The following is a 17,525-nucleotide window of genomic DNA, read 5'->3' as shown; positions in this document are numbered from 1 at the left end:
GCGCGACCACCCGAACAGGGAGCCGGTCAGCGTACCGGTCTCCGGTAGTGGCCCCCGGGCATCCGGCATCTCGCCGCCGCCCGGGCGCTTCGATCGAAGACCGGCCGTCTGAGCAGCTCCCCGCGTCGTGGGCCCCCGATGCGAAGGAGCACGACCGCACATGACCGAGAGCAACCTCGGCACCCAGTCCCGCACCGCCGTGATCGACAACGGGTCCTTCGGCACCCGCGAGGTCACCTTCTCCACCGGCCGGCTGGCCCGGCAGGCCGCCGGCTCCGTCATCGCCCAGCTCGGCGAGACGGTGGTCCTCTCCGCCACCACCGCGGGCAAGCAGCCCAAGGAGCAGTTCGACTTCTTCCCGCTGACCGTGGACGTGGAGGAGCGGATGTACGCCGCGGGCCGGATCCCCGGCTCGTTCTTCCGCCGCGAGGGCCGGCCCAGCGAGGACGCCATCCTCACCTGCCGGCTGATCGACCGGCCGCTGCGCCCGTCGTTCGTCAAGGGCCTGCGCAACGAGGTCCAGGTCGTCGAGACCGTCCTCGCCCTCGACCCGCAGCACCCGTACGACGTGGTGGCGATCAACGCCGCCTCGATGTCGACCAAGCTCTCCGGCCTGCCGTTCTCCGGCCCGATCGGGGCGACCCGGATGGCCCACGTCGACGGCCAGTGGGTCGCCTTCCCGACCTACGAGGAGCTGGCGCGGGCCACCTTCGACATGGTGGTGGCCGGCCGGGCGCTGCCCGACGGCGACGTCGCGATCATGATGGTCGAGGCCGAGGCCACCGAGCACACCGTGAAGCTGGTCGCCGGCGGCGCCCCCGCCCCGACCGAGGAGGTCGTGGCCAGCGGTCTGGAGGCCGCCAAGCCGGCCATCCGCGAGCTGTGCCGGGCGCAGGGCGAGCTGGCCGAGGTGGCCGCCAAGCCGGTCGCCGAGTTCCCGGTCTTCCTGGACTACCAGGACGACGCGTACGACGCGGTGGCCGAGCTGGCCCGTGCCGACGTGGCCGAGGCCCTGAAGATCGCCGGCAAGGCCGACCGCGAGGAGGCCCTGGACCGGATCAAGGCCCGGGTGGCCGAGGAGCTCGGCCCGCGCTTCGAGGGCCGGGAGAAGGAGCTCAGCGCCGCGCTGCGGTCGCTGACCAAGTCCGAGGTCCGCAGCCGGGTGCTGCGCGAGCAGGTCCGCATCGACGGCCGCGGCCCGCGGGACATCCGCCCGCTGACCGCCGAGGTCGGCGTGCTGCCGCGGGTGCACGGCTCGGCGCTGTTCGAGCGGGGCGAGACCCAGATCCTGGGCGTCACCACGCTGAACATGCTGCGCATGGAGCAGTCGCTGGACACCCTCTCCCCGGAGAAGTCCAAGCGCTACATGCACAACTACAACTTCCCGCCGTACTCGACCGGTGAGACCGGCCGGGTCGGTTCGCCGAAGCGGCGCGAGATCGGCCACGGCGCGCTCGCCGAGCGGGCGCTGATCCCGGTGCTGCCCTCGCGCGAGGAGTTCCCGTACGCCATCCGGCAGGTGTCCGAGGCGCTCGGCTCCAACGGCTCGACCTCGATGGGTTCGGTCTGCGCCTCGACGCTGGGCCTGCTCAGCGCCGGTGTGCCGCTGAAGGCGCCGGTCGCCGGCATCGCCATGGGTCTGATCTCCGACGAGGTCGACGGCAAGACCCAGTACGTGACGCTGACCGACATCCTCGGCGCCGAGGACGCGTTCGGCGACATGGACTTCAAGGTCGCCGGCACCCGGGACTTCGTGACCGCGCTCCAGCTCGACACCAAGCTCGACGGCATCCCGTCCGACGTGCTGGCCGCCGCGCTCCAGCAGGCCCACGAGGCCCGGCAGACCATCCTCGACGTGATGCAGCGGGCGATCGAGGCGCCGGCCGAGATGTCGGACTACGCGCCGCGGGTCACCACCGTCAAGATCCCGGTCGACAAGATCGGCATGGTGATCGGCCCGAAGGGGCAGACCATCAACGCCATCCAGGACGAGACCGGCGCCGAGATCTCGATCGAGGACGACGGCACCATCTACGTCGGCGCCACCAACGGCCCGTCGGCGCAGGCGGCGGTGGAGCGGATCAACGCGATCGCCAACCCGACGCTGCCCAAGGTCGGCGACCGGTTCCTCGGCACCGTGGTGAAGACGGCCGCGTTCGGCGCGTTCGTCTCGCTGCTGCCGGGCCGCGACGGCCTGCTGCACATCTCCAAGGTGGGCGACGGCAAGCGGGTCGAGAAGGTCGAGGACTTCCTCAACGTCGGCGACAAGGTCGAGGTCGAGATCGCCGACATCGACCAGCGCGGCAAGATCTACCTGGACAAGGTCCGCCCGGAGGGCGCCGAGGCGCCGGCCGAGGGCGAGGCCGCCGGTGGCGAGCGGCCGGCCGGCCGGGACCGGGGCGACCGGGGCCCGCGCGACCGGGGTGACCGCGAGCGCGGTGGCGAGCGGGGCGGCCGTGGCCCGGAGCGGGGCGAGGGTGGCGAGGGCGGCGAGCGTCCGCGCCGCCGGACCCGGCACAGCTGACGCCTGACAACAGCACCACCCACCCCTCGTCGATCTGGGAGCACCACGTGAGTCGGGCCGCAGCTGCGCCGTTTCCGCCGGATCGACGGGGGGTGGTCGCGTCCGCCGGGGCTGCCCGCGCCGGCGGCGCCGCCCGGGCGGTGACCCGGACCCTGAGCGACGACCCGCTGGGCGGCACGGTACGGCGTACCGTGCTGCCCAGCGGGCTGCGCGTGCTCACCGAGGCGATCCCGGCGATGCGCAGCGTGTCGTTCGGCATCTGGGTGGCGGTGGGCTCCCGGGACGAGACCGGCCCCCAGTCCGGTGCCGCGCACTTCCTGGAGCACCTGCTCTTCAAGGGCACCCGCAAGCGCAGCGCGCTGGAGATCTCCTCGGCGATCGAGGCGGTGGGCGGCGAGACCAACGCCTTCACCACCAAGGAGTACACCTGCTACTACGCGCGGGTGCTCGACGAGGACCTGCCGCTGGCCATCGACGTGATGTGCGACCTGGTCGCCGACTCGGTGCTCGACCCGGCCGACGTGGAGACCGAGCGGGGCGTGATCCTCGAGGAGATCGCCATGCACGACGACGAGCCCGGCGACGAGGTGCACGACCTGTTCGCCCGGGCCGTCTACGGTGACCACCCGCTCGGCCGGTTGATCTCCGGCACCGAGGAGACGGTCACCCCGATGACCCGGCGGCAGATCCAGGGCTTCTACCGGCGCCGCTACGTCGCGCCGCAGATCGTCATCGCCGCCGCCGGCAACCTGGACCACGCCGCCGTGGTCAAGCTGGTCCGCCAGGCGCTGCGCGGCACCCCGCTGGACACCGAAGCGGCGTCGCCGGCGCCGCACCGGCCGGCCACCCCGGCGGTACGCACGAAGGTCGCCACCACCCTGGTCGAGCCGAAGGAGACCGAGCAGGCGCACGTCATCCTCGGCTGCCCCGGCATCGACCGCACCGACGGGCGGCGGTTCGCCCTCGGCGTGCTCAACAACGTGCTGGGCGGCGGCATGTCGAGCCGGCTGTTCCAGGAGATCCGGGAGCGCCGCGGCCTGGCCTACTCGGTCTACTCCTACGCCAGCCAGTACGCCGACACCGGCCTGTTCGCGGTCTACGCCGGCTGCGCGCCGGGCAAGGTCGACGAGGTGCTGGAGCTGACCCGGGCCGAGCTGGCCCGGGTGGCCGCCGAGGGGCTGACCGAGGCCGAGGTGGCCCGGGGCAAGGGCATGTCGAAGGGGTCGTTCGTGCTCGGCCTGGAGGACACCGGCTCGCGGATGAGCCGGCTGGCCAAGGGCGAGCTGCTCTACGGCGACCTGATGCCGGTCGACGAGCTGCTCAGCCGGGTGGACGCGGTCACCGTGGACGACGTCAACACCCTCGCCGCCGAGCTGCTGAGCCGGCCGATGTCGCTGGCCGTGGTCGGCCCGTTCGGCGAGCACGACTTCGTCGCCCGCTGACCGCCGCCCGCCCCGGTGCCGTTCACACCGCGGCGCTCAGGGCCGGTGCCGGCCGGTCGCGGGTCGGGTCCGGTGCCGGCGGGACGGTGGCCCACCCGCGCGGTGACGGCGTCCCGATTGGGATAGGTTGTGCCCCGTGACTGACGAGCAGGAGAAGGGCGCGGCCGAGCCGATCCGGGTCGGCGTGCTGGGCGCCCGCGGCCGGATGGGCGTCGAGGTGTGCAAGGCCGTCGACGCCGCTGCCGACATGGAGTTGGTGGCCATGGTCGACCAGGGCGACGGCCTGTTCGCCGCCTCCGACGCCGGCGCCGAGGTGGTCGTCGACTTCACCACCCCGGACGTCGTCATGGACAACCTGCACTGGTGCATCGACCAGGGCATCAACGCGGTGGTCGGCACCACCGGCTTCACCGCGCAGCGGCTGGAGCGGGTGCGCGGTTGGCTGGCCCGCAAGCCCGGGGTCGGCGTGGTGGTCGCACCCAACTTCGGCATCGGCGCGGTGCTGATGATGCAGTTCGCCGCGCGGGCGGCCCGGCACTTCGAGTCGGTCGAGATCGTCGAGCAGCACCACCCGCGCAAGCTGGACGCGCCGAGCGGCACCGCCACGCACACCGCGCGGCTGATCGCCGCGGCCCGCGCCGAGGCCGGGCTCGGTCCGGCGCCGGACGCGACCAGGGACGAGGTCGCCGGCGCCCGGGGCGCCGACATCGACGGGGTACGCGTGCACGCGGTACGCGCCACCGGGCTGGTCGCCCACCAGGAGGTGCTCTTCGGCACCACCGGCGAGACGCTGACCATCCGGCACGACTCGTACGACCGGGCCTCGTTCATGCCCGGCGTGCTGCTGGCCGTGCGCGCGGTGCGCGACCGGCCCGGCCTGACCGTCGGCCTGGACGCCCTGCTGGACTGAATCCGCTGGCCGGATCCCGGGGCGGCCCCTACGCTGCCCCGGTGATCGATTCGGGAGAACGGGACCGGGCCGGGCGCCGGGTCACCCTGCGGCCGGTGGACGACGAGAACTGGCGGGCGGTGGCCGACGTCGCCCCCCGCGACGACCAGCGGGAGTGGGTGCCCGCGCTGGCGGCCCGCTACCTGCTGCTGACCACCCGCTCCGAGGTGTGGAACTCGCTCGCCGTGTACGCGGACGAGACGGTGACCGGCCACGTCATGTGGGGGATGGACGACGACGGCTCACGCTGGATCGGCGGGATGATCGTCGACGCCGCCGAGCAGGGCCGGGGTGTCGGTCGCGCCGCCGTGGCCACCCTCGCCGGCTGGCTGGCCGCCCAGGGTGGGCCGGTCCGGCTCTCGTACCACCCGGACAACACCGACGCGGCCCGCCTCTACACGGCCCTCGGCTTCCGGCCCACCGGGGTGATGGAGGACGACGAACTGGTCGCCGAACTGGCTACGCCCGGCCGCTGACCCGGCCGGCGATCGGGTCACCCCTTTCCGTGATCTTGCGCTGTCCGCCCCTCCACCCCGGGCGGACCCGCCCGATGCGCCCGGGCGCCAGGCGCAGGATCGCGGGGTCAGTCGGTGGGGACGGGGTCGGTGGGGACGGCGACGTGGAGGCGGAGCTGGGGGACCAGCAGGTCGTCGACGTCGAGGGCGCGGGTGGCGCCGTCCGGTTCCCAGCCGGTGCTGGTGAGGAACTTCCGGGTCGCCTCGTCGGCGTCGAACGCCCAGGCCACCGCCCGGGCGAAGCCGTCTTCCCGCCACAGGTCCACGCTGGCGGCGAGCAGCCGGCTGCCGTGCCCGCGCCGCCCCCAGCGCGGCTCCACCAGCAGGTCGGTCACCGCCACCACGTCCGCGCCGAGGGCCTCGGCCGGCTCGCCCGGCGCGAGCGCCTCGGCGTCGGCCGGACCGGAGGCGGCGAACCCCACCAGATACGATTGCTCGGCCTGTTCGACGGCGACCAGCACCCGGTGGCTGGGCGACGGCGCCTCCTGCACCGCTGCGCTCCACCGCCGGGCGAGCCACGCCTCGTCCAGGTTGTCGAGCACGTGCCGGGGCAGGATCCGGCGATAGGCGACCCGCCAGGTCGCGAGCTGGATGCGTGCGATCTCGCCGGCGTCCTCCGGACGCGCCGGGCGGACGTACCCGAGAGCCATGGGACGGAAGCCTACGCAGGGCGAGGGAGGCGACGGTGGCCCAGGGTGCCAGAAGGACGGCGGCGCAGGTCGTCGGCGTGGTCGCGCTCGCCGTCGCGGTGACCGCCTTCCTCTCCGTGGCCGCCGTCCGGCACGGCTTCTTCGACCTCAAGGTCTACTACGGCGCGCTCACCTGGTGGGTGCACGACGGCGGGGAGATCTACGACTTCCTCAAGCCGGGCACCCAGTACGGCTTCACCTACCCGCCGTTCGCCGCCCTGGTCATGCTGCCGATGGCGTACCTGCCGTGGCTGGCGGCGATCACCGTGAGCGTGACCGCCAGCGTGCTGACCAGCGCCGTGCTGATCTTCTGGCTGCTCGACCCGGTCGCCCGCCGGGCCGGGTGGACCCGCTGGTTCGCCCTGGCGGTCGCGCTCTGCCTGGCCGCCGCGTACGAGCCGATGCGCGAGACTGTCAACTTCGGCCAGGTCAACACGCTGTTGCTCTTCCTGGTCGCGGTCGACCTGCTGCGGCTGCTGCCCGGCGGCAGCCGGTGGGCCGGGGTGGGCATCGGCCTGGCCACCGCGATCAAGCTGACCCCCGGCATCTTCATCGTCTACCTGCTGGTCACCCGCCGCTGGCGGGCGGCGGTCACCGCGATGGTCACCGCCACCGTGGCCACCCTGGTCGCCGCCGCGCTCTTCCCGGACGCCTCCCGGGAGTTCTGGACCGAGGCGTTGTGGAACACCGGGCGGGTGGGCGAGCTGGCGTTCGTCTCCAACCAGTCGCTGCGCGGCGTGGTGGCCCGGCTCGACCCGGAGCAGCCGAGCACCCTGGCCTGGCTGGTGCTGGTGGCCGCCACGGTGGCGCTGTGGGCGTGGCGCTCCCGGGCCGCGGCCGCCGCCGGCGACGAGGCGACCGGCCTGGCCCTGACCGGCGCGGTGATGTGCCTGGTCAGCCCGGTCACCTGGGTGCACCACCTGGTCTGGCTGCTGCCCGGGCTGATCCTGCTGGTCGACAGCGGCATGGCCGCGCCGGCCCGCAGCCGCCGGCGCCGGCTGCTGCTGGTCGCCGCCACCGTCGGGTACGCCTTCCTGACCAGCCGGATCGTCTGGGCCTGGGAGAAGGACTTCACCGGGGTGGACGGCTTCCTCGGCGCCAACACCTACGTCTGGATCAGCCTGGCCCTGCTGGCGTTCCTGCCGATCCGCCGCCCGGCGGCGCCGGCGGGGTCAGTCGTCGAGCCGGCCGGCGTACCGCAGCTCGACGAGCCCGACCGGCGGGCGGCCACCGGCGAGCGGCACCCGGTAGGTCGATCGCTCACCGTCCGGTGACAGCCCGGCCCGCTGGTAGAACCGGCGGGCCCGGTGGTTGCCGGCCAGCACCCAGAGCCGGTACTCGACCCAGCCGCGCTCGCGCAGCCCGGCGCGGGCGGCAGCGAGCAGCGTCCGGGCCGTGCCGTCGCCCCAGTGCGCCGGCTCGACGTACATCGCCACCACCTCCCCGTGCGCCGGGTCGAGGTCGCCCCGGTCCTGGTCGTTGCGGTACGGGCCGAACGTGGTGAAGCCGGCGAGCACCCCGTCGACCTCGGCGAGCAGCGTGGTGAACGGGTGCTCCGGGTCGGCGGTGCCGAGGTCGCGGCGGCGCTGCGCCCAGGCCGCCACGTTCAGCCGGGCCAGCACCTCCTCCGGCATCAGCCCGGCGTACCCGGCCTGCCAGCCGTGCACGTGCACCCGGGCGACCGCCTCCGCGTCCTCGGGCTCCTCCCGGCGGATGGTGAGCATGTGTCCGTTCTATGCCGGCCCGGGCGTCCGGTCCAGCGGCCGCTCCGGTGTCGCAGGCGTGGATTAACCTCGCCGACGATGACCGCACCGGAATCACTCTCGCTCGCCCAGGCCCGCCGCGTGGCGCTCGCCGCCCAGGGCTTCGCCGACCCCGCGCCCACCGGGGCACCCACCCGCCGGCACCTGCGCCGGGTGCTCGACCGGGTCGGGCTGATCCAGATGGATTCGGTCAACGTGCTGCAACGCGCGCACTACCTGCCGCTCTACAGCCGGCTCGGGCCGTACCCGACCACCCTGCTCGACACCGCCGCCTACCGCCGGCCCCGGGAGCTGTTCGAGTACTGGGGGCACGAGGCGTCGCTGGTGCCGGTCGGGCTGCACCCGGCGCTGCGCTGGCGGATGGCCCGGGCGCACAGCGAGTCCTGGGGCGGCATGCGGCGGATCGCCGAGGAGCAGCCCGAGCTGGTCGCCTGGGTCCGCGACGAGGTCGCCGCCCGGGGCCCGCTGACCGCCGCCGAGATCGAGCACGACGCTCCCCGGGAGACCGGCAACTGGGGGTGGAACTGGTCGGCGGTGAAGCGCGCCCTGGAGTTCCTGTTCTGGGCCGGCGAGGTGACCGCCGCCGAGCGCACCACCTCCTTCGCCCGCCGCTACGACCTGCCCGAACGGGTGCTGCCCGCGGCCGCGCTCGACGCGCCCACGCCGACCGACGCCGAGGCGTACCGCACGCTGGTGGCGATCGCCGCCCGGTCGCTCGGGGTGGCGGCCGAGCCGGAGCTGCGCGACTACTTCCGCCTCCCGCTGGCCGGCGCCCGGCAGGCGATCGCCGAGCTGGCCGAGGCCGGCGAGCTGCTGCCGGTCACCGTGGCGGGCTGGCGGCAGCCGGCCTGGCTGCACGCGCAGGCCCGCCTGCCCCGCTGGATCCGCGGCAACACCCTGGTCAGCCCGTTCGACCCGCTGATCTGGGAACGGGCCCGCACCGAGCGGCTCTTCGACTTCAGCTACCGGATCGAGATCTACGTGCCGGCGCCGCAGCGGGTCTACGGCTACTACGTGCTGCCCTTCCTCCAGGGCGACCGGTTCACCGCCCGGGTCGACCTGAAGGCCGACCGCAAGGCCCGGGTGCTGCAGGTGCCGGCGGCCTGGGCGGAGCCGGGCGCCGACCCGGGGGAGACGGCGGTCGCGCTCGCCGCCGAGCTCTACCGGCTCGCCGGCTGGCTCGGCCTGGACGCGGTGGCGCCGCCCGCCGCCGGTGACCTGGCCGCCCCGCTGGCCGCCGCGCTGGTGGGCGTCGCCGGTGTACGGTGAGCGCGTGACGAGCGTTGACGGACCGGTCGGCCAACCGCAGTCGCCGACCAGCGCCCCGGACGCCCCGGCGTGGCCCGCGGGCCAGGTGCCGCCCTACCCGGTCGCCGAACCCGACCGGCTCACCCGGTTCGTGACCCGGCTCTACGAGCGTTCGCCGCGCTGGGTGGTGCCGCTGGCCGCGGTCGGCTGCGTCGGCGCCGCCATCGGCTACACGCTGCTCAGCGACCCGACCCGGTCGGCGCCGGACGCCGCGCCGACCTGCCTGCTGAAGCTGACCACCGGCCTGGACTGCCCCGGCTGCGGCGGCACGCGGGCAGCCTGGTACCTGCTGCACGCCGACCTGCCGGCCGCCGCCCGGCACCACTTCCTGTTCGTCTTCGCGGTGCCCTTCCTGGCGTACCTCTTCGTCGCCTGGGCCGGCCGGCAGGCGTTCGGCTGGCGGCTGCCGGAGCTGCGGATCAGCCCCAAGGTGATCGGTGGCTTCCTCGGCCTCTGGTTGGCCTTCTCGGTGCTGCGCAACCTGCCCTGGGCCCCGTTCACCTCGCTCTACGTCTGAAGCGTCGGCAGCACGAACGCCGGCACGCCGCCGGCAGCCGGCTGGTCGGCCCGCCGCAATTGCCACGGCCCGCGGACGTCGAGCCACCGCATGTCGCCCGGACGCTTCCGAACTGCCCCACGGATGGGACCACCCGTCCCGGTGCGGCGCTCGCCGGGCGTGGTCCTGTTGCCGGGGCAGCTCGATAGGACAGCTGCCAGGGGTGACGTCCATCGCGGCCGGGACAGCGGACCCGCCGTGGACGGGGCCAGCGCGGCAGCACCAGCGCCGCGGGCGCCGGATCGAACCGAGATCTTGACCACTCCGGCTGCCGTCCACGGGACTGCGGGCGGCATTCCGCCTGGCTGGCGGCTTTCCGCCCCGCGCGCCCCAGTTTTCCCGCGGGCCGCGCGCCAGTACAGTCCGAGGCATGCCGGACATGGTGCAGCCGCAGGTGAAGTTGATCGCGTGGACCCACTTCGAGGCGCCGGACGACGTCCCGTGGTCGACCGACGCCGAGGGCGGCCAGGCGCTCGCCGAGTTCGCCGGCCGGGCCTGCTACCAGAGCTGGAAGAAGCCCAACCCGGCCACCGCCACCAACGCCGGCTACCTGGCGCACATCCTGGAGGTCGGGCACCTCTCGGTGCTGGAGCACGGCTCGGTCAGCTTCTACTTCTCCGGGGTGTCCCGGTCGTTCACCCACGAGCTGATCCGGCACCGGCACTTCTCGTACTCGCAGCTGTCCCAGCGGTACGTGCCGGAGCGGGACGCCGCCATGGTCGAACCGACCGTGATCGCCGAGGACCCGGAGCTGCACAAGAAGTTCGTCGAGGCCGCCGAGGCCAGCGTGCGGGCGTACAACGAGTTGCTGGAGGGGCTGGAGCGACGCTTCTCCGACGTGGAGAACGCCACCCTGCGGCGCAAGCAGGCCCGGCAGGCCGCCCGCGCGGTGCTGCCCAACGCCACCGAGACCCGGATCGTGGTCACCGGCAACTACCGCGCCTGGCGGCACTTCATCGCCATGCGCGCCACCGAGCAGGCCGACGTCGAGATCCGCGAGCTGGCCGTGGAGTGCCTGCGCCAGCTCCAGCGGGTCGCCCCGAACGTCTTCGCCGATTTCGTCATCTCGACCCTGCCGGACGGCACCGAGGTGGCGGCCAGCCCGCACGCCCAGCTCTCCTGAGCCCTTCCCCGGCGGCGGCCCGGTGGTCGTCCGCTAGGTTGGATGGCATGACGCACGACCACCCTGACACCCCCGCCCGGGCGGTGTCCCGCCCGTTCGGGCGAGTGCTCACGGCGATGGTGACCCCGTTCACCGCCGACGGCTCGCTCGACCTCGACGGCGCCGCCCGACTGGCGAACCACCTGGTCGACGAGCAGGGCAACGACGCGCTGGTGGTCAACGGCACCACCGGCGAGTCGCCGACCACCACCGACGCGGAGAAGGAGCGCCTGATCCGGGTCGTGGTGGAGACGGTCGGCGACCGGGCCAGCGTGGTGGCCGGGGTGGGCACCAACGACACCCGGCACACCATCGAGCTGGCCGCCGCCGCCGAGAAGGCCGGCGCGAACGGCCTGCTGGTGGTCTCCCCGTACTACAACAAGCCGCCGCAGAGCGGGCTGCTGCGCCACTTCACCGCGGTCGCGGACGCCACCGGCCTGCCGGTGATGCTCTACGACATCCCGCACCGGGCGGGTGTGGCGATCGCCACCGAGACGATGGTCCGGCTCGCCGAGCACGCCCGGATCGTGGCGGTCAAGGACGCCAAGGGCGACCTCACCGCGACCAGCTGGGTGACCAGCCGCACCAACCTCGCCTTCTACAGCGGCGAGGACTCGCTCACCCTGCCCGCGCTCTCGGTGGGCGCCGTCGGCGTGGTCGGCACCTCGACCCACTTCACCGGCGCGCTGACCAAGCGGATGATCGAGGCGTACGACGCGGGGGACACCGGCACCGCGCTGGAGCTGCACCGGCGGCTGCTGCCGCTGTACACCGGCATCTTCCGGACCCAGGGCGTGATCCTGGTCAAGGCCGGCCTCGCCGCCCAGGGCCTGCCGGCCGGCCCGGTCCGCCCGCCGCTGGTGGACGCCACCGACGACGAACTGGCCCAGCTGCGCGCGGACTGCGCGGCGGCGGGCCTGGCACTACCCGAATGACCGAACGACACGACGGACGCCGGGCGACGGCGTCCCAGAATGAGGTGGACGCGTGACCGAGGCGCACATGACGGCGGAACTCCCCCCGCCGCTGCCGGAGGGTGGACTGCGGATCATCCCGCTCGGTGGGCTCGGCGCCATCGGCCGCAACATGACAGTCTTCGAGTACGACGGCAAGCTGCTCGTCGTCGACTGCGGGGTGCTCTTCCCGGACGTGGAGCAGCCCGGCGTCGACCTGATCCTGCCCGACTTCGGCCCGATCCTGGACCGGCTCGACGACGTGCAGGCGATCGTGCTCACCCACGGCCACGAGGACCACATCGGCGCGGTGCCCTACCTGCTCGCCCACAAGCCGGACATCCCGCTCGTCGGCTCGCAGTTCACCCTCGCCCTGGTCGAGGCGAAGCTGGCCGAGCGGCGGATCCAGCCGTACACGCTGACCGTGCGGGAGGGGGGCCGGGAGCGGCTCGGCCCGTTCGAGTGCGAGTTCTTCGCGGTGAACCACTCGATCCCGGACGCGCTCGCGGTGGCCATCCGTACCCCGGCCGGCCTGGTGCTGCACACCGGCGACTTCAAGATGGACCAGCTTCCGCTGGACGGCCGGATCACCGACCTGGCCGGCTTCGCCCGGCTCGGCGCCGAGGGCGTGGACCTGCTGCTCTCCGACAGCACCAACGCGGAGATCCCCGGCTTCGTCACCCCGGAGCGGGAGATCGGGCCGGTGCTCGACTCGATCTTCCAGAAGGCGCGCGGCCGGATCATCGTCGCCTCGTTCGCCTCGCACGTGCACCGGGTGCAGCAGGTCTTCGACTCCGCCGCCGAGCACGGCCGCAAGGTCGCGCTGATCGGCCGGTCCATGGTCCGCAACATGGGCATCGCCCGCGACCTGGGGCTGCTCAACATCCCCGCCGGCCTGGTCGTCGGGATCGAGGAGGCCACCACGCTGCCGCCGGAGCAGATCGTGCTGATGTCCACCGGTTCGCAGGGTGAGCCGATGAGCGCGCTGGGCCGGATGGCCAGCGGCGACCACCGGCACATCACCATCGCCCCCGGCGACACAGTGGTGCTCGCCAGCTCGCTGGTGCCCGGCAACGAGACCTCGGTCTACCGGGTGATCAACCGGCTGGCCCGGGCCGGCGCGGTGGTGGTGCACAAGGACGTTGCCAAGGTGCACGTCTCCGGCCACGCCCCCGCCGGTGAGCTGCTCTACCTGCTCAACGTGGTGCGGCCCAGCAACCTGATGCCGGTGCACGGCGAGTGGCGCCACCTGCGCGCCCACGCCCGGCTCGGCATCGAGTCCGGGGTGGCGGCGGACCGGGTGGTGCTCTGCGAGGACGGCGACGTGGTCGACCTGGTCGAGGGCCGGGCCAGCCTGGTCGGGCACGTGAAGAGCCGGTACGTCTACGTCGACGGCCTCGCCGTCGGCGACGTCAGCGAGTCGCTGCTCACCGAGCGGCGGATCCTCGGCGACGGCGGCTTCATCGCCGCCACCGTGGTGGTCGACTCGGTCACCGGCAAGGTGGTCGGCGGGCCGACCGTCTCGGCGAAGGGCTTCTCCGAGGACCCGGAGGCGTTCAACCCGGTGGTTCCGCTGGTCACCGAGGCGCTGAACCGGGCCGCGGCGGACGGCATCACCGACCCGCACCAGCTCCAGCAGATCGTCCGGCGCACCGTGGGGCGGTGGGTGAACGACGCGTACCGCCGGCGGCCCATGATCGTGCCGACCGTCGTCGAGGTCTGACCGATCCGGATCGTTTCCGGCCGTCGTTCAACCGTCCGCCCCCGTCCGCCCGTACTCCGTCCCGGCAGGCCTGACCAGGCCGGCCGGGAGGAGCGTGGCGGATGGACCGCAGACGGATGACAGCCATCGGTGTCCTGGTGGCGACGGCGGGAGCGGCGGCGGCGGTGACGCTGCCCGCGCTGGCCGGGGAGGGCACCACCCCACCGGCGGACCGGACCGGTGGCGCGGCCACCGGGGTCGCCCCGGAGGTGCTCGACGCCCTGCGGCGGGACCTGTCGCTCAGCCCGGAGCAGGTGGTCGACCGGCTGCGCAGCGAACGCCAGGCGGCCGGGGCGGTGGCCCGGCTGCGCACCGAACTCGGCGCCGACTACGGCGGCAGCTGGCTGAGCGCGGACGGCCGCCAGCTGACCGTGGCGGTCGCCGACCCGGCCGGCGCCGACCGGGTACGCGCCGCCGGCGCGGTGCCCAAGCAGGTGACCCGGGGCGTCGGCGAGCTGGACGCGGTCAAGCGCCGGCTGGACCGAGCCGGCGCCCAGGCCAGCCCGGACCTGGCCGGCTGGTACGTGGACGTGGCCGACAACCGCGTCGTGGTGCTCGCCCGGCCGGGCGCCGAGGCGGCCGGCCGGCGGTTCGCCGCCGCCGGCGGGGCCGCCGCGGACGCGGTCACCGTGCGGACCGTGGCGGAGGAGCCGCGGCTGCTGTTCGACGTGCGCGGCGGGGACGCGTACTTCATCAACAACGCCGGCCGCTGCTCGGTCGGCTTCTCGGTGGTCGGCGGGTTCGTCACGGCCGGGCACTGCGGCCGGCCGGGGGACCGGACCACCGGCTCGAACCGGGTCGCCCAGGGCACCTTCCGCGCCTCGTCCTTCCCCGGCGACGACTGGGCGTTCGTCGAGGTGAACGGCGACTGGACGCCGCAGGGCGTGGTGAACGACTTCAACGGCGGCACGGTGCCGGTGGCCGGCTCGCAGGAGGCGCCGATCGGGGCGTCCATCTGCCGGTCCGGCTCCACCACCGGCACCCGCTGCGGGGTGATCCAGGCCCGCAACGCCACTGTCAACTACCCGGAGGGCACGGTCACCGGGCTGACCCGTACCAACGTCTGCGCCGAGCCGGGCGACTCCGGCGGCGCCTGGCTCTCCGGCGACCAGGCCCAGGGCGTCACCTCCGGCGGCTCGGGCGACTGCACCCGGGGCGGGGTCACCTTCTTCCAGCCGGTCAACGAGATCCTCGCCGCCAACCGGCTGACCCTGGTCACCGCCGACGGCGGCGAGGTGCCCCCGCCCTCCGGGCCGGCCGAGCCGCCGGCCGCCACCACCCCGCCGCCGACGACGCCGCCGGCCCCGCCGGCCGGCGGCGACACCGACTGCACCGGGCAGGTCACCCGGGCCGGCTCGCTGGCCGCCGGGCGGACCCAGACCCAGCCCGACGGCCGCTGGTTCCGCGCCCCGGCCGGCCCGCAGCGAGCCTGCCTGGACGCCCCGGACGGGGCCACCTTCGCGCTGACCCTGCAACGCTGGACCGGCACCGGCTGGCGGACCGTGGCCCGCGCCGACACGAACGGGGCGGCGGCGGCCCAACTGGCCACCGAGGGCCAGGCCGGCGCCTACCGCTACCGGGTGACCGCGCTGCGCGGCTCGGGCGACTACACGCTGGCGTTCTCCGCCGGCTGACCCACCCGGCCGGGCCGGTCGCCGACATCCCGTGCACGTCGGTGACCGGCCCGGAGCCGGGTGCGGTCGACACGGAGACCACCCCTGAGCCGGGGAACGGGTTGCGCGAGTGCCGGGTGGCGGTCTCCGCACGTCGGCCGCCACCCGGCACGCCGTTCGCGCGTCAGGGCAGCGCGGCGACCGCCTCGGCGTACCCGGCGCCGGTGCGCACGGCCGCGTCCAGCAGCACGGCGAGCTGGGCCGGCGCCACCCCGTGCGCCAGGTCGGTGCTCACGTCGCCGGCCAGCGCCAGCTCGCCCCCGAGGTCGTGCACGTACGCCTTCGGCAGCAGCCGGTCGTGGTTCCAGGCGTTGCAGAACGCGTACGCCTCGGCGCGCCGGCCGGCCGGCAGCCGGCGCGCGGCGACCACCCGGACGTGCAGGATCTCACCGCGCTCGCCGGCCCGGCGGAACTGGATCAGCGCCTCGCCCCAGCGGCCGAACACCGTGCCGGCACCGTCCACCTCGTACCGGTCGCCGCGCCGCTCCAGCTCGGCCGTGATCATCGCCAGGGTCAGCGGCGCCGGTTCCAGCTCCGCCGGGCCGTCGTCGCCGTCCAGCGGGTCGTCGGGGTCGTCGGGGGCGCCGTCGGCGGGCAGCGGCACCGGGGCGGCCAGCGGCCGCTCGGCCAGCCAGGAGGCGATCCGGCCGGACTGGTGGCCGGTGCCGTTGCGGGCGTCGAAGCTGCCGGCCAGCCGGGTGGCCGTGCCGAGCAGGGTGTGCCCCAGCGTCTCCACGTCCAGCTCGGCCGCCGGTCGCGGGCCGGCGGCGGGGCGGCGCAGCGTGCGGTGGCCCAGTCCCGCCTCGACGGCGAGCGCGCAGAGCAGCGCGCCGGCGGCGGCGAACTCCATCGCGGACAGGTCGTCGGCCGGTCGGTCCAGCCGGGGCAGTTGCTCGGCGAGGATGTCCAGCCCGCGGTCGAGGTGCCCGGCGAGCGCGCAGAACCGCAGGTGCGCCGAGAGGTACGGGAAGGCGGCCGGTTCCCGCCGGTGCCGCCGGTACGCCCGCACGTGCGCGGCGCCGGCCCGCTCCGGCTCGCCGGCCCGCAGCCACGGCAGCAGCGCCGCGGCCAGCGCCCGCTCCGGCTGCTCGGTGCAGGTGAGCGTGCCGTCGAGCGGGTCCCGCAGCTCGTCCAGCGCGGCCGGCCAGTCACCCCAACCGGCGAGCAGGTCGGCGCGACGGGCCGGCGCGCAGCCGGGGCACCCGTCGGCCGGCCCCGGCTCGGCGGCGGTCCACCGGTCGTACCACCGGCGGGCGGTCGGCTCGTCGCCCAGGTGGTCGGCGATCCGGCAGCGCAGCTCCGCGACCACGGCGGCGTCGCCGGCGCCCGAGGCGGTCCGCTCGGTCAGGTCGTCCAGCATGGACCGGGCCTGGTCCAGCCCGACCCGGGGCGTGCCGAGCAGCGCCTCCACCGCGTACCGCTGGTAGCGCAGCAGCAGCTCGGCGTCGGCGGCGGGGAGCAGGTCGGGCCGGCGGTCGACGGCGGCCAGGCAACGGCGCACCGGTTCCACCAGCCGCCACCGCTCACCGTCGCGCAGGTACGCCTCGACCAGCGCGAACCGGGCGGCCACCGCGCAGCGGTCGTCCCCGGCCGCGTCCGCGTGCGCGGCGACGCGTTCCAGCTCGGCGGTCCGGGCCTCGCCGTCGGGCAGGTCCCGCGCGTCGGCGAGCGCGTCGGACAGCGCCGCGTCCGCCGGCCCGGGCCGGCCGGCCCCGCCCGGTGCCGCTCGCTGGCGCTCGCCCCGGCCGGTCACGCGATCACCGCGCCGGGCAGCCGGCGCACCTCGGCGGCGAGCTGGCAGCCGGTGGCGATGCCGCAGTCGAGCAGCTGGTCCAGCTGGTGCGGGGTGACGCCTCGCTCCAGGTCGGCGATCACCTCGCCGCAGACCCGGGCCCGGCCGTCGTCCTCGACGTGCACGAACGCCTTGGGCCAGAGCCGGTCGTGGTTCCAGCCGTTGCAGAACGCGTAGAGCGCGGGGACGTGCTCGATGGAGAAGGTGGGCGCGGCGACGGTGCGCACCTGGAGCAGTTCCCCGGCGGCGCCCAGGCGCAGGAACCAGATCAGGCTGTCGTCCCAGCGGCCGACCAGGTCGCCGTCCGGGTCGCGCTGGACGACGTACCCCCGGCTGCCCAGCACGGCGGCGATCAGCTCGCCGGTCAACGGTCGCAGTTGCCGGGGCGGTCCGGCCAGGGGGCCGTCCGGACCGTCCTCGATCTCCGGCGACGCCAT

15 protein-coding genes are annotated in these 17,525 nt (G+C 74.7%); 11 read left to right on the top strand and 4 right to left on the bottom strand.

The annotated features are described in order from the left end of the window. Positions 1-160: 160 nt before the first annotated feature. The 4 genes from SM577_RS06855 to SM577_RS06840 all read left to right on the top strand — a co-directional run bounded on the left by SM577_RS06855 (position 161) and on the right by SM577_RS06840 (position 5,391). Positions 161-2,524 carry a polyribonucleotide nucleotidyltransferase gene (locus SM577_RS06855; RefSeq protein ID WP_474580341.1) on the top strand — a complete coding sequence of 788 codons (2,364 nt, stop codon included), beginning with the start codon at positions 161-163 and terminating at the stop codon, positions 2,522-2,524. A 47-nt stretch (positions 2,525-2,571) separates the two neighbouring features. Continuing rightward, positions 2,572-3,966: a M16 family metallopeptidase gene (locus tag SM577_RS06850; protein ID WP_302917665.1), complete on the top strand. Its 1,395-nt coding sequence runs from the start codon at positions 2,572-2,574 to the stop codon at positions 3,964-3,966. A 136-nt stretch (positions 3,967-4,102) separates the two neighbouring features. Then, entirely contained in the window at positions 4,103-4,876 is a 774-nt protein-coding gene (gene dapB / locus SM577_RS06845; protein ID WP_474580339.1) for a 4-hydroxy-tetrahydrodipicolinate reductase, read from the top strand. A gap of 41 nt (positions 4,877-4,917) precedes the next feature. Beyond that, a complete protein-coding gene (locus SM577_RS06840; protein WP_474580338.1) occupies positions 4,918-5,391 on the top strand; it encodes a GNAT family N-acetyltransferase in 474 nt (157 codons plus the stop codon). 107 nt (positions 5,392-5,498) lie between these two features. On the opposite strand, the gene SM577_RS06835 is transcribed toward SM577_RS06840, so the two are convergent. Further along, positions 5,499-6,080: a GNAT family N-acetyltransferase gene (locus tag SM577_RS06835; RefSeq protein ID WP_302917662.1), complete on the bottom strand. Its 582-nt coding sequence runs from the start codon at positions 6,078-6,080 to the stop codon at positions 5,499-5,501. Between the two features lie 35 nt (positions 6,081-6,115). Here SM577_RS06835 and SM577_RS06830 point away from each other — a divergent pair, with 35 nt between their 5' ends. Next, positions 6,116-7,393 carry a glycosyltransferase family 87 protein gene (locus SM577_RS06830; protein WP_302917661.1) on the top strand — a complete coding sequence of 426 codons (1,278 nt, stop codon included), beginning with the start codon at positions 6,116-6,118 and terminating at the stop codon, positions 7,391-7,393. Here the strand turns inward: SM577_RS06830 and SM577_RS06825 are convergent. Next, complete coding sequence (locus SM577_RS06825) at positions 7,292-7,843, bottom strand: GNAT family N-acetyltransferase (protein WP_302917660.1); 552 nt, start codon at positions 7,841-7,843, stop codon at positions 7,292-7,294. The two genes, SM577_RS06830 and SM577_RS06825, sit on opposite strands and share 102 nt — an antisense overlap. A 78-nt stretch (positions 7,844-7,921) precedes the next feature. Here SM577_RS06825 and SM577_RS06820 point away from each other — a divergent pair, with 78 nt between their 5' ends. The 6 genes from SM577_RS06820 to SM577_RS06795 all read left to right on the top strand — a co-directional run bounded on the left by SM577_RS06820 (position 7,922) and on the right by SM577_RS06795 (position 15,257). Further along, positions 7,922-9,151, top strand: a complete 1,230-nt coding sequence (locus SM577_RS06820) for a winged helix-turn-helix domain-containing protein (RefSeq protein ID WP_302917659.1) — start codon at positions 7,922-7,924, stop codon at positions 9,149-9,151. Next, on the top strand, positions 9,141-9,707 hold the full coding sequence (locus tag SM577_RS06815) for a DUF2752 domain-containing protein (protein WP_474580336.1): 567 nt from the start codon (positions 9,141-9,143) through the stop codon (positions 9,705-9,707). Before SM577_RS06820 ends, SM577_RS06815 begins: the two co-directional genes overlap by 11 nt. Before the next feature lie 418 nt (positions 9,708-10,125). Further along, complete coding sequence (gene thyX / locus SM577_RS06810; RefSeq protein WP_302918708.1) at positions 10,126-10,869, top strand: FAD-dependent thymidylate synthase; 744 nt, start codon at positions 10,126-10,128, stop codon at positions 10,867-10,869. Between the two features lie 47 nt (positions 10,870-10,916). After that, on the top strand, positions 10,917-11,843 hold the full coding sequence (gene dapA / locus SM577_RS06805; RefSeq protein WP_302917657.1) for a 4-hydroxy-tetrahydrodipicolinate synthase: 927 nt from the start codon (positions 10,917-10,919) through the stop codon (positions 11,841-11,843). A gap of 52 nt (positions 11,844-11,895) precedes the next feature. Further along, positions 11,896-13,584, top strand: coding sequence for a ribonuclease J (locus SM577_RS06800; RefSeq protein ID WP_302917656.1), 1,689 nt, complete (start codon positions 11,896-11,898; stop codon positions 13,582-13,584). 101 nt (positions 13,585-13,685) lie between these two features. Further along, complete coding sequence (locus SM577_RS06795; protein WP_474586504.1) at positions 13,686-15,257, top strand: S1 family peptidase; 1,572 nt, start codon at positions 13,686-13,688, stop codon at positions 15,255-15,257. Between the two features lie 163 nt (positions 15,258-15,420). Here the strand turns inward: SM577_RS06795 and SM577_RS06790 are convergent, their stop codons facing one another. Continuing rightward, on the bottom strand, positions 15,421-17,049 hold the full coding sequence (locus SM577_RS06790) for a YbjN domain-containing protein (protein WP_474580334.1): 1,629 nt from the start codon (positions 17,047-17,049) through the stop codon (positions 15,421-15,423). Next, positions 17,046-17,525 (bottom strand): YbjN domain-containing protein, encoded by a 480-nt coding sequence (locus SM577_RS06785; protein WP_302917654.1) that lies wholly within the window; start codon positions 17,523-17,525, stop codon positions 17,046-17,048. The genes SM577_RS06790 and SM577_RS06785 overlap by 4 nt, the downstream gene beginning before the upstream one ends.

The organism is Micromonospora desertarenae (genome assembly GCF_056150265.1).
Note: the sequence above shows the minus strand (reverse complement) of the source record. Positions and strands in the feature narration are given on the sequence as shown.

What these genes read in the sequence shown, in the direction of transcription:
- SM577_RS06855 (WP_474580341.1), top strand. Translation starts at nt 161, where the DNA reads ATGACCGAGAGCAACCTCGGCACCCAGTCCCGCACCGCCGTGATCGAC.
- SM577_RS06835 (WP_302917662.1), bottom strand. Translation starts at nt 6,080, where the DNA reads ATGGCTCTCGGGTACGTCCGCCCGGCGCGTCCGGAGGACGCCGGCGAG.
- SM577_RS06825 (WP_302917660.1), bottom strand. Translation starts at nt 7,843, where the DNA reads ATGCTCACCATCCGCCGGGAGGAGCCCGAGGACGCGGAGGCGGTCGCC.
- SM577_RS06820 (WP_302917659.1), top strand. Translation starts at nt 7,922, where the DNA reads ATGACCGCACCGGAATCACTCTCGCTCGCCCAGGCCCGCCGCGTGGCG.
- thyX (WP_302918708.1), top strand. Translation starts at nt 10,126, where the DNA reads ATGGTGCAGCCGCAGGTGAAGTTGATCGCGTGGACCCACTTCGAGGCG.
- dapA (WP_302917657.1), top strand. Translation starts at nt 10,917, where the DNA reads ATGACGCACGACCACCCTGACACCCCCGCCCGGGCGGTGTCCCGCCCG.
- SM577_RS06795 (WP_474586504.1), top strand. Translation starts at nt 13,686, where the DNA reads ATGGACCGCAGACGGATGACAGCCATCGGTGTCCTGGTGGCGACGGCG.
- SM577_RS06785 (WP_302917654.1), bottom strand. Translation starts at nt 17,525, where the DNA reads ATGGCGTCGCCGGAGATCGAGGACGGTCCGGACGGCCCCCTGGCCGGA.